Here is a 15,041-nt window from a genome sequence, read left to right on the forward strand (position 1 = left end):
CTGGACCCTCTCTTTTTCTGCACTTTACTGCGCGTTGGCCGGCTGGCCCATGTCGGCCAGAGAGCGGCCTTCATATTTCCCGGTCAGGGTTTTGAGGAACACAACAATGTCACTCACATCCTGATCAGAGATCGCGGCATCCGGCGTCTGATATTTCGCCATTTTCCGCACGGCTTCATCCAGCGTCTTCACGCTGCCGTCATGGAAATACGGAGCAGTCTGGTCAATGTTCCGCAGGGTCGGGACGACAAAGCGGGACATATCCTCATCCTTATGTGTCACGTCATAGCGGCCTTCATCAGCCGCAGTCAGCTTGCCGCCACGGTCCTTGAAGTAATCGCCTTCCAGACCCATCGCCTCATACGCGCCGCCGCCCACAGCAATCCCGCTATGGCAGCCGGAGCAGCCAATGCTCTTGAACTTGTCATAGCCACGTTTGGCCTGCTCACTGATGGCACTGGCATTACCCTTCAGATACTCATCAAACGGGCTGTCCGGTGTCACCAGCGTTTTTTCAAACTCGGCAATCGCGGTGGTAATGGTGTTCTGATCCATCGCCGCATCCTGCCCGAAAGCGGAGTGGAACAGCGGCGCGTAATCTGGGTTGGCGGCCAGTTTCTGCGCAACGACTGACCAGTCATGCGAGCCCATTTCAACCGGGTTCATCACCGGGCCAGCGGCCTGCGCCGCCAGATCAGCCGCACGACCGTTCCAGAACTGCGCAATCTTGAAATACGCATCATACACTGTCGGCACATTGATGGGGCCTTTCTGGCCGCCAATGCCCGTGGCCGTTACCAGATGGTCCACACCGCCATGGTTCAGGTCATGGCAGCTTGCGCAACTCTGCGTGCCGTCACCAGACAGGGTTTTGTCAAAGAACAGCTTGCGGCCCAGCGCGACCTTGGCGGCATCCACCGGCACACTGGCAGGCACAGGGCGTACTGGCTCACCCGTAAACTGGGATGCAGCCCCCGTGTCGCCGTAATATTTGCGGCGGGTATCTTCCACCCATTTCAGCAGGGCCTGACGTTCCCCATCAGACAGGTGCGCATGCCAGTGCATGAGCAGATAGAGGGTGGGCGGCATACGGTTTTGCGTAATCACTTCCTCAATGCGAGAAAGCTGCTCTTCCGTTGGCGCTGTACCGTTCTTGAATGCTTCCAGAACCGGCTCAATACGGAAATGGCGCAGACCTTCATGCAGGTCCTTTTCCATTAACTGGTTAGCCAGCGGCAGCTTGAAGTAAAAAGGCAGATCTCGGCCTGTGGCGTGACAGTAATCACAGCGGGATTCCCGCAAAGCATTAAAAGCGGCAAGAGCCACCGGATCTTTGAGCGTAGGAGAAGCCGCAGGTAATTCGGGGGCCGTCACATGGTCAAAATGGGTGAGGAAGGCAATTGTTCCGCCATAAGCCAGAACACCCACTCCTACTAACGAGGCAATTAATCTGCGCAACACCACAACTCCTGAGTTTTTAGAAACACTGCATAGCTTTTATTCGCTGTTGTCAGGGTTGTGTTTGATACATATCAAAATGTCAAAACGATTATTTTCATAAAAATCATTTAAACAGTCGATGATCACGCTTTTGCAGCGTCAAGATCATCCCGCAGGCGCTGCCGCGCTATAGCGACGTATTCGGCGTCAATTTCAATCCCCACCCCGTAACAGCCGAGGCGCTGCGCGGCTAACAGCGTGGTGCCCGTGCCCATAAACGGGTCCAGAACCTGTGCCTCGTCCTGCCCGTGCAACAGCAGGCATTGCTCCGGCAAGGCCACCGGAAAGGTGCCGGGATGGTCGAATTTCTGCTTCCGGTCCCGCACCGTTTCATAGGGAATAAACCATGCATCGCCCCGGCATCGCCGGTCCTGCACATGGCCGCGGCGCGCGATGTTGGATTTATCCTTATACGGCACACCCGCACTCAGCCGGTCCAGCGTCACATCTCCATTCAAGGTGAAGTGGAACAGATGCTCATGCCCACGGTGCAGGAAACGCTGGCTGTTCATGGGTTTGAAATGGCCGAAGCTATCCTCGCCCACGGAAATGGATTTCACCCACGAGATATGATTTTGCAGCGCAAACAGGTTCCGCAGCCGGACGGCGAGTTCAAACGGTAGCCACGGTTGAGCGGAGGAGCCTGAAATATTCAGGAAGAAGGAACCATCAGGCCGCAGCACCCGGCGCAAGCCGTGCGCAACCTCAAGCATCCAGTCCAGATACTCGTCCTCTTCCTTCCTATCCGGATAACTCCGGTAGGACAGGCCGATATTATAGGGCGGTGATGTGATGATAACATCGACGGACTCCGCCTCCATGCGCCGCAGCGCACGCAGGCAGTCCCCCCGGATAATCTGTTGCTGGCCAACCTTATACCGCTGCGCGCGTGCAGGGGATGCTGGTTTAGCCCTCTCCCGTGCTGTCACGCACTCCGCGCCGAAGCGAGACGCCAGACACTGCCGTTAACACCCAGAAGGCGTTCAAACGTCCATAGGTCAGAAAATTCGGTCACGGCATCCGTCCCGGTCACAGGCTGGCCCTGCGCGTCTGTCAGCAGGCTAATCTGGTCAGAAACAATACGCACATCAATGGAAGCCCCTGTGCCGACATCCAGCCGGACCAGACGCACATCCTCAATGGCGAGAGAGCGAATCGCCTTAATCTCGCTTCGCTGCTTTTCTCCCGCAGCGTCGCGCGCCGCCATGGCGGCCTCAAAAGACTCACACACAGCCGGGGTCAGCCGGGTTTTCAGTGTTGCGTGGTCCCCTTCCGCAAAAGCTTTGACCACCTGCGGAAAGGCTGTCTGCACACCGGAAAGAAACTGCTGGGGAGTAAACGTATTATCCAGCCCCCGCACATCCTGCAAAAGCTGCCCGACGCGCGTGCCTTGTGCTGGAATATCATACGCGGCGGGCTCAATCTGTTCAGCCTTGCCGTCTATCACCTTTCCAGCCGCCTGTGGGCGCGGCGGCACGGGCATGGGGCTCGGCTGAAAGCCAACCCGCTTGCCCAGCACGCTGCGCAGCCGCAGAGCCAGAAATGCCGCTACAAGAGCGAAAAGAATCAGATCGACCGGAAAATGGCCGAAAGAAAAATCCATCTGTCACACGTCCATGTTCGACCAGCCCGGACTTCAGGCACGGCCTTATCGTTCAGGAGACCGTCTTTCTCTAACATAGAGAAGCCCCCCGCCCGATACAATGCATAGCCACAGCGCATCGCCACAACTGCTCTTCCTCTTGCGGAAATCTGGCGGCTGCCTCTAACTGTTAAAATCATGATTATCCTGCGGCACTGCGAAAGCGAATTCAACCGGCTGTATACCGCCACAGGGCGTGACCCCGGCTTATCTGACCCCCCTCTTTCCCCGCAGGGCCGCGTGCATGCGCAGCGTCTTGTGCAGGATCTGGCGGGAGCGGGTATTACCCGCATTCTCGCCTCTCCCTTCACCCGTGCGCTGGAGACCGCAACCCCCATTGCCCGCGCGCTGAACATCACGCCGGAAATCACGCCGCTTGTGCGCGAGCGGCATATCTATTCATGCGATGAAGGCTCAACAGCCTCCACACTCTGTGAAAACTGGCCACATCTGAATTTTGATGCGCTGGACGATATCTGGTGGTCTCCGCCCCCGGAGAGTGATGCCGTCATGCAGGACCGCGTGCAGCGTTTCCGCCAGTTTATGGCGCAGCAGCCTGATGCTGGCACAACGCTTGTTGTCTCGCACTGGTGGTTTCTGCTGGGGCTGTGTGGTGACAGTCTGGAAAATGGGGACTGGCAACATCTGCATCTGTGATGTCAGCAGGTCCGATTTTGTGCGATCCCTTGAAAAAGCTTTTAATTTTTTCTGTCTTAATCTGATGGTTGGCGAAGCCGGAACACCATGCTACCGCTAAAAGCCTCAGTGTGACCTGATCAAGAAAGCTTATTTTTCCATGTCTGACTCTGAACAGTCTGCCCCGCCTGCCCTTCCGCTGGCCGTTAACCTGCAATACACGCGGGATCTGTCCTTTGAAGTTCCCGGTGGCGCAGAAATTTTTGCCACACTGCGCTCCCAGCCGAATATTGCCGTGAACATTGATGTTCAGGCCTCCAAACTTCAGGACGACCAGTCTGTTTATGAAGTGACACTGGCTATCAAGACCGAAGCCAAGGAAGCACCGGAAACCGACGGTGGCGCTCCGGGCCGTACGGTCTTTATTGCCGAGCTGGCCTATGCTGCCGTTGTCACCCTGACCAACCCGCCGCAGGAGCTGATCGAGCCGATGCTGCTGGTTGAAGTGCCACGCCTTATCTTCCCCTACGCCCGCAACATCATCAGCGATGTAACGCGTGACGGCGGCTTCCCGCCGATCGTGCTCCAGCCGATCGACTTTGTGGCGCTGTGGCAGGCCAAACGTGCGGAATTCCCGCAGACCGCTGGTAATGCCTGAAACTGTGGGCCTGCAAACTGAGGGCCTGCGCCGGTAAAACGCTGCGGGCTTCAGTTTGAAACGGTTTTCAGAAAACCGGCTTTCGGGACACCCCGATGGCCGGTTTTTTTGTGCCTTATCTGAACGATCTGCATCTGATGCTCTGCACGTCTAACGATTTCTGCCGCTATCGCGCGTCAGACAAGCCTCAAGCCTCAGCGCAATAACGGATGCCCAAGAGCGTCCATCATGGCCTGCGCATTAGGATGCCGCGCTACAACGATATGCGTCCACCCGGCCCCGCTCAGCACATCCGCCGTCTTGCGCGAGATAACAATGGCCGTTGTACGACTCGCCTTCTGCCGAACAGCCTCAGGAAGTGCCGATAGCCAACCAGCAGCACTTTCCGACGAGAAGAAGAGACAATGGGTAATCCGGCCTGCCTGCAAGGCTGACAATACCTCCTGCGTCACCTGCCTTACCGGGCGGGCCGTATAGGCAACACGCCGCATCACCTTGAACCCTGCCTTCCGCAAATGGGCCGCTAACTCCAACCCCTGCCGTGCGCCGGACAGCAGCAGAAGAGGTCCGTCAGCGGGTGTGCAGGTGCGGACCAACAACGCCGCCAGAGCCTCAGCATCGCCCTGTGCGCTCTGCACACGACCAAACCCGGCAGCGCGAGCGCGGTCTGCCGTGCGGTCACCTACAGCGTAAACGGGGCATGTGAGGGGGAGTGCTGCCTGTGCAGCCTGCACCCCCTGTCCGCTTGTCAGCACGCAGGCTGCGAAACGGGGAGGCAAAGCGCGCAGGTTGGTCGGCGTAATACATAAGGCCGGGGAGGCATAAGCCCGCCATCCAGCCGCAGAAACGGCAGCCAGCGTTTCGGACAGTCCCGGCTCCGGCCGCGTTACCAGCACGCCGGGAGGTATCCCGGTGGCTGGCATCAGGCGGCCTTACTTGTCTTCAAAAATATCGGAAGGGCTGTCTGTGCGCAGACTTTCACCCAGTTCCTTACCCAGCCGCGCCGCATCTTCCGGCGCACCGCTCATGGCGCGTTTGAGCAGGAAGGAGCCATCCTCCCGCGCCACAAGGCCGGTCAGATGCAGTTTCGGCTCTTCCCCCGCCACAACCGGAATGAGCTGCGCGTAGCCGCCAATTGGCGTGCGGCAGGAGCCATCCAGCTCGGCCAGCAGCGCGCGCTCCGCCGTGGCCACGGCGCGGGCTTCATAATCTTCAATGGCGGCAAGCAATTCGCGCAGTTCAATATCGTCTTCACGCACCGTCACGCCCACAATGCCCTGCCCGGCGGCAGGCACCATGATAGTGGGAGAGAGGACGAGAGAAGCCCGCTCCGCCATACCCAGACGCCGCAGGCCAGCCAGCGCCAGCAGTGTCGCGTCACACTGGCGGGCGGCCAGTTTATCGAGTCGGGTCTGAACATTGCCGCGCAGCAGGCCGAATTTCAGGTCAGGCCGCGCATGCAGCATCTGGGCCTGACGGCGCACAGAGGCACACCCCACCAACGCGCCTTCCGGCAGGGCGGAATACGGATCATCCGGGTCAGTCGGGGCAAGGTTGGGGCCGAGGATCAACGCATCCCGTGCATCTTCACGCCGCAGGGTGCAGGCCAGCACAAGACCGGGCGGGAGTGTGGTTTCAAGGTCCTTGAGGCTATGGACCGCAAAATCAATGCGCCCGTCAGACAGAGCCTCGTGAATTTCTTTGGAAAACAGCCCCTTACCGCCAATTTCGGCCAGTCGACGGTTCTGCACCTGATCACCCGTGGTGTTGATCTGATGCTCCTGGAACGCCCCCATATCCCGCAGCACGGGACAGAAGCGCGTGAGCATGGTCAGAAACGCACGGGTCTGGACCAGTGCAAGGGGCGAACCCCGCGTTCCAACACGGAGGGGCAGAAGACGACGGGACGCATGCCCGGAGGTCTTTTTCTGGCGGGCTGCCGCTTCCGCCGCAACTTTCTGCAGCGCGGGCGAAGGGGCGGGCGAGGAAGGGTAGGCTGAGTCCATAAGAGTGTCTATTACCGGGAATGGAGAGAGGACAAGAAGCCATGATACCTGAAAGGTCTGAAAAACATGCGCCCCAGAGACGCATGCCACGCGTAGCAGACCGTTTCGCCCCCGGATTACACAAGGAATATCAGCACTTGTTTCCTGCCACAGCCCACGGAGCCACATGGCAATGACCCACCAGAAGCTGCCAGAAAACAGCCTTATTGCCGGACCTGTGCTGGCTATCGAATCGTCTTGCGATGAAACCGCCTGCGCCATTCTCTCCGCGGAGGGTGTGTGCCTCGCTCAAAGGATTGTCTCGCAGGACGGCCATGCGGATTTTGGGGGCGTGGTGCCGGAAATTGCCGCCCGTGCCCATCTGGCCCTGCTGCCCGGACTCGTGCAGGCCACGCTGAAGGACGCCGGGCTCACCCCGCAGGAAATCGGCTTTGTGGCCGCCAGCACCGGGCCGGGGCTGATTGGCGGCCTGATTGTGGGGGCCAGCTTTGCCAAAGGGCTGGCGCTTTCACTCGGCAAGCCGTTTGTTGCCGTCAACCATGTGGAAGCCCATGCGCTGACAGCCCGCCTACCCGGCCTTGTGCCCGGTGGCGCGGCCTTCCCTTACCTGCTGTTGCTGGTTTCTGGCGGGCACTGCCAATGCATTGCCGTGGAAGGCGTGGGCCACTACCGCAAACTGGGCGGCACGATTGATGATGCGGCAGGAGAAGCGTTTGATAAGGTCGCCAAAATGCTTGGCCTCGGCTGGCCCGGTGGCCCGGCACTGGAAAAACTGGCGCAGTCCGGCAACTCGCAGGCCATTCCCCTGCCCCGCCCGTTGATGGGCCGCCCGGGGTGTGACTTCTCCTTCTCCGGCCTGAAAACCGCGCTTTCCCAAAAGCTGGCCCCGTATGGGCTGGAGCCCCTGCCGCACCAGTTTGCCGCAGACCTCGCTGCTTCCTTCCAGCAGGCTGTGGCCGATGTGGTGGCGGACCGTGTGAGTAATGCCCTGAAAATGATGCCAGAAGCCGGATTACTGGTCGCCGCAGGCGGTGTAGCGGCCAACAGCGTGCTCCGCGCCCGGCTGGAAGAGGTTGCCGCCAGCGCGGGACTGCGGTTTGCCGCCCCGCCTCTGCGCCTATGCACGGATAACGCCGTCATGGTCGGCTGGGCTGCTCTGGAAACCTGTCATGAAGCCGCCGAACGCGGCCTGCCCCAACCGGATGACGCCACTGTCCGCCCCCGCCCCCGCTGGCCACTGGAAGACATGGCCGCCCGCTTCGCCCCGCAAGAGAGTATTGTATGAACTACCGCCACGCCTTCCACGCCGGGAACTTTGCAGATTGCATGAAGCACGCGCTTCTGGTCTCGCTGCTCGGCCATTTTCTGCGCAAGCCCAGTCCCTTTATGGTGCTGGATACGCACGCAGGCCTTGGTCGATATGATCTGACATGCGAGGAAGCCGAAAAAACGCAGGAATGGAAAGACGGTATCGGCCTGCTGAATGAGGAAGGGCCAGACAGCCCCCTCGCACCGTGGCTGGAACTGGTCAAAAAAGCTGGTGGCCCCCGCTACTACCCCGGCTCCCCCCTGCTGACATCCTTGATGCTACGCCCGCAGGACGAACTGATTTGTTGCGAGAAGCACCCGGACGACAAACGCAAACTCTATGGCCAGTTTACCCGCACCCCGAACGTATTTGTGCATGAGCGCGATGGGTATGAGGCGCTGCGTGCACTACTGCCGCCCAAAACCGCTAAACGCGGTTTGGTGTTGATAGACCCACCGTTTGAAGAACCCGGCGAGTTCAGCCGCCTGCTTGAGGCTGTCCACACCATCCGGGCACGCTTCCCTACCGGGATGATTGCCATCTGGTATCCCATCAAACACCGCACACCTGTCAGAGCCTTCCATATGGCCTTGCAGGATGCAGCTATTCCGGACGTGCTGGTTGCTGAATTGCTGATCCGCAAACCCGTGGACCCGGACCGGCTGAACGGTGCGGGGCTAGTTGTTATCAAACCGCCTTATGGTTTTGCGGAACAGGCCTCCGCCCAGCTTAACCGGCTCAAAACCCTGCTGCATGCGGAAGAGGCCACCGTTACGCAAATTACGGCGGAATAAACATTCGGCCACAAAAAAAAGCAGCGTCACAGGGCCCGTGACGCTGCCTTTTAAGAAAGGCTTGAAAACCCGTCTCAGCCCGCCGCTTTGATGTGCTGCCACATCTCTACGGCAAAGCCCTCCACACCAGCCGCCAGAATCTGCACGCCAATGCAGAGCAGCACCAGCGCGGCCATCCGGCTGACAATACGGGTGCCGGTCACCCCCAGCATGGACACCAGCTTTTCCGAGCCGGAATAGGCAAGCCATACAATCAAAACAACGCATACGGCGGCGATGGTAACACCACCCTCATAGGCCAGAACGGACTTCCCCGGCGGGCAGCCTGAACCAAGAGCAATGGCCACGGCAATTGTCCCCGGCCCCACGGTAAAGGGCATAGCCAGCGGGAAAAAAGCGGCATCAGACCAATTGGGGGACATTACGGTCTTACCGCCCTGCAAGGCCTGCTTTTCCTTTTGCGCTTCCATGCTTTCCGGGCTTTGCAGCAGGTTCCATGCGCGCACGGCAACCACCGTGCCGCCCGCCACGCGCAGAGCGTCCACGGTCACGCCGAAAAACACCAACACCTTGCCGCCGCACCAGATGGAAACGAGCATCAGGATAAAGGAATAAAACGCGACCAGCCGTGCGAGCGCGAAGATTTCCTTCCGCGACCGGCCTGCCGTTGCCTGCGCAAAAATCAGCGCGGCCCCCAACGGATTGACGATGGAAAAAAGGGCTGGAAATGCCAGTAGAAAAGAGGTGGTCGCTACGCGAGCAGCCCCTCCGCTAAACAGTGAGCTAGTAAAATGAGCCGACATGCACGTATCCAGCAAAACCGGCCTCTTCCGAAGTCCGGCAAAAACTTATTGCCCGGCAGATGCCGGAGACTCCACTGTCTTGCTTTTATAGGTAGCAACAAATTTAGAGGCGAGAGCAATATCGTCCGCCGGATAGCAGAAATGCAGCCCTGTGCCATCCTCCAAAGGCCAGACACTCAGGCCAATATCATCATAAATGCGCAAAAACGGACTGCCGACCTGCCAGAACACAGGTTTCAGTCCGTCCTGCAACGCCAGATCCCGCATGCGCCAGATGGCGGATACACAATCCGCCTGCGCTCCAGCCGGGTCCCCTAACCCGACAAGAAACGCGCCACTCTGACGGACCGGAATAACGGCTTCACCGGCCTCACCCGCCACAAAGCCTTTCGGATTCAGGTCCTGTATGGTTGGCAAAGCGTGGTCCAGCGTCATGTAACGGGTGAGCGCTTTCTCATTCCATGCACGGACCGTAATACGGCCCGGCCACATCAGGCGGCCAATCACCAGCAGCGCCAGCAACACAGCCAGCGCAATGGTCCATCGGGCGGCACCGGAGGCCGGGAAGATAAACACCATCTGCCACCAGCTTGCCGCACCATGCCGACCGGCCAGCGCAATGACGGAGCCGAACAACAAAAGCAGGCAAAGCAGGGTTGAGGCCGAGAGCGGCTCACTCAACAGCCGTGCGTGACGGTAATAACAGGCGCGGAACGGGGCGACCAGAAAGGCCGAAAGCCCGAGCATAATGGGCACCAGAACCGTGTTCCCACGCAGGAAGGTCAGTATCGCAGCCGTTACCAGCAGCACCAGCGTGCCACGCCATGCCAGCGTGACGCGCTGAGAAAGCCCGATGCCCAGACCAATCAGCGCAACACCCATGAGAGACAGAAGATAATTGCTGACAGACCCAGCGGCTGAGAAAAAGCCTTCCTGCACCACCCCAAACTTCGGCACAGGGTCCAGCAGCACAAGGCAGATAAGCATCAGGCCACAGAGCGAGACCGTGCCCGTGGCTACCGCCACGGAGAAATCAGCCTCACTCTCCCGCACCACCTGACTGGGGCGGATACGCACAGCGGCAGGAGTTTTCTGCTTCCTGAGCTTCTTCTTCGCGAGAGCATCATCCCCCCGCAGGAACAGCTCATGCCCTGCAAACATGATCCCGGCCATAAAGAGCGGGATAATGTAGTAGAACAGGCGGAAAATCAGCACGACGCCAAGAATTTGCGGCGCGGGCATATATGGCCCGAGCGCGAGCAGCATTGCGCCATCAAACACGCCCAATCCCCCGGGGACGCTGGCAACCAACCCGGCTGTGTAGGACGCAATGTAAATAGCCAGAAAAGTCCCGTAATCCACCCCGACATTGGGCGGCAACAGCACATAGGCAATGGCCGCTGTCGCTGCAACATCCGCCGCGGCAACAACAGTCTGCGCAACCGCCATCCGGGGAGAGGGCAGATCGACCGTCCATTTCCGGAACGTAAAGGTGCGAACGCGGAAAGCCATGCCGATATAGCCCAGCACACAGAGCCACAGCAGCACACCCACAACCGCCAGAACCCCACTGGGCACACGGCTGCCCGCCATAGGAATAACCTGCGGCTCCCACACCAGCACGCCGCCAATCAGCACAGCGGCCCCCAGCAGATAGGTGGCGGAACAGAACGCGATAATCTGGGCTATGGCAAAGGAACTGACACCCCAGTTGCGATACAGCCGATAGCGCACAGCCGCCCCGGATACCGCGGAAAAGCCGAGATTGTGGGAGAGCACGTAGGAGCAGAACGCAGCAAAGGCCGTGCGACGGAAAGAAAGCTGCTTATAGCCAACCTGTGTAACGGCCAGCCGATCATAAAACGACAGGATGAAGTAGGACAGAAACGTGCAGCCCACAGCCAGCCACAGTTGGTGGCCCGGAATGGACAGCATCGCCTGTTTGATGTCCGCCAGACGCAGGTGGCGCAACTCATGCTGCACCACGCCAATAGCGGCTACCATCAGCAGCAGGCCGATCAGATGCGGCAGATGCTTCAGCCATTTCCGCCATCCCTGACAGTTCGGCTGCTGGCCCGGCATCTGTCCTTGTGGTGATGACGACATGTTCTTCACCCTGACGACAAGAGTGCGCGTTTACGCCTGCGGCGCGCGCAGGAGCGCCGCGTCAATCAACGCAACCGTTTCCGCCACGCCATACAGGGCGATAAAGCCCCCAAAACGCGGGCCTTCCTTCTGCCCAAGAAGCACCTCATACAGGCAGCCAAACCAGTTCCGCAGCGGTTCAAACGCATGGCGCTTACCAATTTCAAACACCAGATTTTGCAGAGTGGCCGCGTCTGAGGCTTCGCCCTCATATCCACGCAGGGACTCCGCCAGATCGACCAGTGCTGCACGTTCCATGTCCGTCGGAGCACGGAAGGTTTTGGCTGGGCGCACAAAATCCGCGTAGTACGCGATAGCGTGGCTGACGAGGTTAGCCAGCATCGGGTGGCTTTCCGGCGAGACGGTAGGATCATACCGCCGGATAAAGCCCCACAGCACTTCCGGCGTTTCCGCATTGGCTACGCTCGCCAGATTCAGCAACATGCCGAACGGCACCGGGCTGCCTGCATCCGTCGGGATATGGCCTTTATGGATGAACCAAGCCGGATTGGCCTTCAGGTCCACGCTGTCACTGTCCTCGGCCTGAAGCGCCTTGGCTTTTTCAACATGCGTCAGATAGTCATCCGCCGTTTTAGGAATCACATCAAAAAACAGCCGTTTGGCGCGCTGTGGCTGGTTGAACATGAACTGGCCGAGGCTTTCCTGCGGCGCATAACGCAACCATTCCTCAACCGAGAGGCCATTGCCCTTGGATTTGGAAATCTTCTGGCCGTTTTCATCCAGAAACAGCTCATAGGTCAGGCCAGCCGGAGCCGTCCCGCCCAGAATACGGCAGATGCGGCCTGACAGACGCACGCTGTCAATCAGGTCCTTGCCGGACATTTCATAATCCACACCCAGAGCATACCAGCGCATGGCCCAGTCGGCCTTCCACTGCATCTTGGCGTGGCCGCCCGTCACCGGAGTTTCAAAGGTCTCACCATCCGCATCGGTCCAGCGGACAGTGCCCGCTGCGGCGTCTATGGCGTCCATTTTCACCTGCATCACCTCACCCGTGCGCGGGTGCAGCGGCAGAACGGGAGAATAAGTCGCCCGACGGTCCGGTCCGAGCGTGGGCAGAATAACCGCCAGAATTTCATCATGCACTTCCAGCACCCGCTTCAGCGCGGCGTCAAACCGGCCTGATGTGTAGTACGTGGTGGAAGACGCAAATTCATATTCGAAGCCGAAACTGTCCAGAAAGCTGCACAGACGGGCATTGTTGTGTGCGGCAAACGACTCGTGCGTGCCAAACGGGTCCGGCACGCGGGAGAGCGGCTGGCCGATATAGTTTTCCAGCAGATCACGGTTCGGCACATTGTCCGGCACCTTGCGCAGGGCATCCATATCATCCGAAAATGCCAGCAGGCGCGTCGGGCGGCCTGTCAGCGCCGTATAGGCCTGACGCACCCAAGAGGTCCGCGCCACTTCCCCAAACGTGCCAATATGCGGCAGACCGGACGGGCCATAGCCGGTTTCCAGCAACGCGGGGCCTGCGGCCTCGTCTGGCTTGGTGGCGGCGCGGGCATCCACATGCTCGGCAAGTTTTCGCGCTTCCTCAAAAGGCCATGCGCGGGGAAGAACGGGTTCGGAGGTTGAATGGTTTTCGGACATGGTGCGGAAGCTATGAACTGCACCGCTCCCGGTCAATCCAAAAACACGCACGGCTTTGCGCGCCTGCATCGTTATGAGGCCATTGACCACAAGCAAGCACCGGCTCATTTTTCCTTAAGCCGCCTGCTCCCACCCACGGGACCACGCTGAAAGGACTGGTTTTTCATGCGTCGCACCGCAGCCCTCATTCTGATCGGCAACGAGATTCTCTCCGGCCGCACCCGAGACGACAATATTCAGTTTCTGGCCACCCGGCTTGGGGAACTCGGCATTCCCCTGCGAGAAATCCGCGTTATTCCTGATATTCGTGAAACAATTGTTGAAACGGTGACGGAACTCCGCGCCCGGTTTGATGAAATTTTCACCACTGGCGGCATTGGCCCCACGCATGATGACATTACTGCCGCCTGCGTGGCCGAGGCGTTTGGTGTGCCATGGGAAATCCACCCGCCGACCTTCACGCTTCTGGAACAGCATTTTGGCGCGGAAAATTTCAATGCTGCCCGTCAGCGCATGGCGAAATTGCCGCGTGGCGCAACACCCATCCCCAACTCCGTCTCCATTGCGCCCGGTTTTACCATTGGCAATGTGCATGTGATGGCCGGTGTGCCGCGTATCATGCGCGCCATGTTTGAAGCCGTTGCCCCAACCCTTAAACAGGGAGCACCGGTCTTTTCCCGCACATGGCACACCACTTCCCTGTTTGAAGGCACGCTGGCGGAAGGGCTGGAGGCAATTCAGAACAGCTTTCCAGACCTTGATCTCGGCTCCTACCCTTTCCACCGGGAAGATGGTCGGCGGGGTGTGGCGCTGGTCGCCAAAGGGCAGGACAAGGCAGACGTGGAAAAAGCCGCGCAGGCTATTCATGATCTGCTCAAAGAAAAAGGCGGCGCTCCCGTGGAAGGGGAACTGCCGCCCTGAAATCTTAAAGCATAAAGCGTTAAGGCCTGTCCGTTCAGGACAGGTTTTCACGCCCCATGGCGAGGAACTTCTCGCGCCGCAGTTCCTTCAGCCGAGCCGGAGCCAGCGGAGTGAGCGCCTTAAGTTCTTCTGCCAGCGCATCATGCACGGAGGCCAGAGCGGCCTGCGGGTCACGCTGCGCACCGCCTACAGGTTCGGGAATAATGCGGTCAATCAGCCCGAGGCGGGACAGATCTTGGGCTGTCAGCCGCAGTGTTTCCGCCGCCGTGCTGGCCTGTTTCGGGTCACGCCACAGAATGGAGGCACACGCTTCGGGCGAGATAACGGAGTAGATGGCGTTTTCCAACATCATCACCCGATCCCCCGCACCAAGGGCCACAGCACCTCCTGAACCGCCTTCACCAATCACGGTAGCAATCAGTGGCACCGGGGCCTCCAGACAGACCGCAATGGAGGTGGCGATGGCTTCCGCCTGACCGCGCTGCTCGGCATCAATGCCGGGCCATGCGCCTGCGGTGTCAATGAAGGTGAGAATCGGCAGGTTAAAGCGTCCAGCCAGCTTCATCAGGCGCTGGGCTTTCCGGTAGCCTTCCGGGCGGGCCATGCCAAAATTATGGGCCAGACGGGTTTCAAGGTCGGAACCACGTTCCGTGCCAATCACCACCACAGGCTGGCCATCAAAGCGGCCCATGCCACCGACAATGGCTTTATCATCCCCATACAGCCGATCCCCCGCCAGCGGCGTGAAGTCGGTCAGCAGGGTGTTGATATAGTCCTGAGCGTGCGGGCGCTGCGCATGGCGCGCCACCTGCACTTTCTGCCAAGGGGTGAGCTTGGCATAAATGGCACGAAGATGCTTCTCCGCCTTTTCTGAAAGGCGAGCCGTTTCTTCGGCGATATTGACCCCGTCGGGGTCGGTCATTTGCCGCAGCTCGTCGATCTTGTTTTCAAGTTCGGCGACGGGCTTCTCGAAATCCAGGAACTGACGCATGGCCAAGCGGATAGCACAGCCA

14 protein-coding genes are annotated in these 15,041 nt (G+C 59.4%); 5 read left to right on the forward strand and 9 right to left on the reverse strand.

Going from position 1 to position 15,041, the window contains the following annotated elements; all coding sequences use genetic code 11:
- Positions 1-24: 24 nt before the first annotated feature.
- The 3 genes from AD949_RS08600 to AD949_RS08610 all read right to left on the reverse strand — a co-directional run bounded on the left by AD949_RS08600 (position 25) and on the right by AD949_RS08610 (position 3,103).
- Positions 25-1,458: a cytochrome-c peroxidase gene (locus AD949_RS08600; RefSeq protein WP_048835310.1), complete on the reverse strand. Its 1,434-nt coding sequence runs from the start codon at positions 1,456-1,458 to the stop codon at positions 25-27.
- A 125-nt stretch (positions 1,459-1,583) separates the two neighbouring features.
- Positions 1,584-2,429, reverse strand: a complete 846-nt coding sequence (locus tag AD949_RS08605; RefSeq protein WP_048835227.1) for a DNA-methyltransferase — start codon at positions 2,427-2,429, stop codon at positions 1,584-1,586.
- Complete coding sequence (locus AD949_RS08610) at positions 2,426-3,103, reverse strand: Tim44/TimA family putative adaptor protein (protein ID WP_048835226.1); 678 nt, start codon at positions 3,101-3,103, stop codon at positions 2,426-2,428. Before AD949_RS08610 ends, AD949_RS08605 begins: the two co-directional genes overlap by 4 nt.
- Before the next feature lie 177 nt (positions 3,104-3,280).
- Here AD949_RS08610 and AD949_RS08615 point away from each other — a divergent pair, with 177 nt between their 5' ends.
- Entirely contained in the window at positions 3,281-3,799 is a 519-nt protein-coding gene (locus tag AD949_RS08615; RefSeq protein WP_048835225.1) for a histidine phosphatase family protein, read from the forward strand.
- Positions 3,800-3,938: 139 nt separating this feature from the next.
- Positions 3,939-4,436 (forward strand): protein-export chaperone SecB, encoded by a 498-nt coding sequence (secB, locus tag AD949_RS08620; protein ID WP_048835224.1) that lies wholly within the window; start codon positions 3,939-3,941, stop codon positions 4,434-4,436.
- Between the two features lie 194 nt (positions 4,437-4,630).
- On the opposite strand, the gene AD949_RS08625 is transcribed toward secB, so the two are convergent.
- Positions 4,631-5,359, reverse strand: coding sequence for a uroporphyrinogen-III synthase (locus tag AD949_RS08625; protein ID WP_048835223.1), 729 nt, complete (start codon positions 5,357-5,359; stop codon positions 4,631-4,633).
- Between the two features lie 9 nt (positions 5,360-5,368).
- Complete coding sequence (gene hemC, locus AD949_RS08630; RefSeq protein ID WP_048835309.1) at positions 5,369-6,442, reverse strand: hydroxymethylbilane synthase; 1,074 nt, start codon at positions 6,440-6,442, stop codon at positions 5,369-5,371.
- A gap of 172 nt (positions 6,443-6,614) precedes the next feature.
- Between hemC and tsaD the strand changes: the two genes are divergently transcribed.
- The gene (tsaD, locus tag AD949_RS08635; RefSeq protein WP_082064634.1) at positions 6,615-7,727 is read left to right on the forward strand and encodes a tRNA (adenosine(37)-N6)-threonylcarbamoyltransferase complex transferase subunit TsaD; all 1,113 of its coding nucleotides are present in this window, start codon (positions 6,615-6,617) and stop codon (positions 7,725-7,727) included.
- Positions 7,724-8,545 (forward strand): 23S rRNA (adenine(2030)-N(6))-methyltransferase RlmJ, encoded by an 822-nt coding sequence (locus AD949_RS08640; protein ID WP_048835221.1) that lies wholly within the window; start codon positions 7,724-7,726, stop codon positions 8,543-8,545. Before tsaD ends, AD949_RS08640 begins: the two co-directional genes overlap by 4 nt.
- 74 nt (positions 8,546-8,619) lie before the next feature.
- Here the strand turns inward: AD949_RS08640 and AD949_RS08645 are convergent, their stop codons facing one another.
- Genes AD949_RS08645 through AD949_RS08655 form a run of 3 tightly spaced genes read right to left on the reverse strand, consistent with a single transcriptional unit; the run spans position 8,620 to position 13,107 of the window.
- The gene (locus tag AD949_RS08645) at positions 8,620-9,348 is read right to left on the reverse strand and encodes a MarC family protein (RefSeq protein WP_048835220.1); all 729 of its coding nucleotides are present in this window, start codon (positions 9,346-9,348) and stop codon (positions 8,620-8,622) included.
- Positions 9,349-9,393: 45 nt separating this feature from the next.
- Positions 9,394-11,454, reverse strand: a complete 2,061-nt coding sequence (locus AD949_RS08650; protein WP_052944529.1) for a lysylphosphatidylglycerol synthase domain-containing protein — start codon at positions 11,452-11,454, stop codon at positions 9,394-9,396.
- A 30-nt stretch (positions 11,455-11,484) separates the two neighbouring features.
- Positions 11,485-13,107, reverse strand: coding sequence for a lysine--tRNA ligase (locus tag AD949_RS08655; protein ID WP_048835308.1), 1,623 nt, complete (start codon positions 13,105-13,107; stop codon positions 11,485-11,487).
- Positions 13,108-13,272: 165 nt separating this feature from the next.
- Here AD949_RS08655 and AD949_RS08660 point away from each other — a divergent pair, with 165 nt between their 5' ends.
- The gene (locus tag AD949_RS08660) at positions 13,273-14,028 is read left to right on the forward strand and encodes a competence/damage-inducible protein A (RefSeq protein WP_048835218.1); all 756 of its coding nucleotides are present in this window, start codon (positions 13,273-13,275) and stop codon (positions 14,026-14,028) included.
- Between the two features lie 34 nt (positions 14,029-14,062).
- Here AD949_RS08660 and AD949_RS08665 read toward each other — a convergent pair whose 3' ends face one another.
- Complete coding sequence (locus tag AD949_RS08665; RefSeq protein WP_048835217.1) at positions 14,063-15,019, reverse strand: acetyl-CoA carboxylase carboxyltransferase subunit alpha; 957 nt, start codon at positions 15,017-15,019, stop codon at positions 14,063-14,065.
- Between the last annotated feature and the right edge of the window lie 22 nt (positions 15,020-15,041).

The organism is Acetobacter orleanensis (assembly GCF_001581005.1).
GTDB lineage: Bacteria > Pseudomonadota > Alphaproteobacteria > Acetobacterales > Acetobacteraceae > Acetobacter > Acetobacter orleanensis.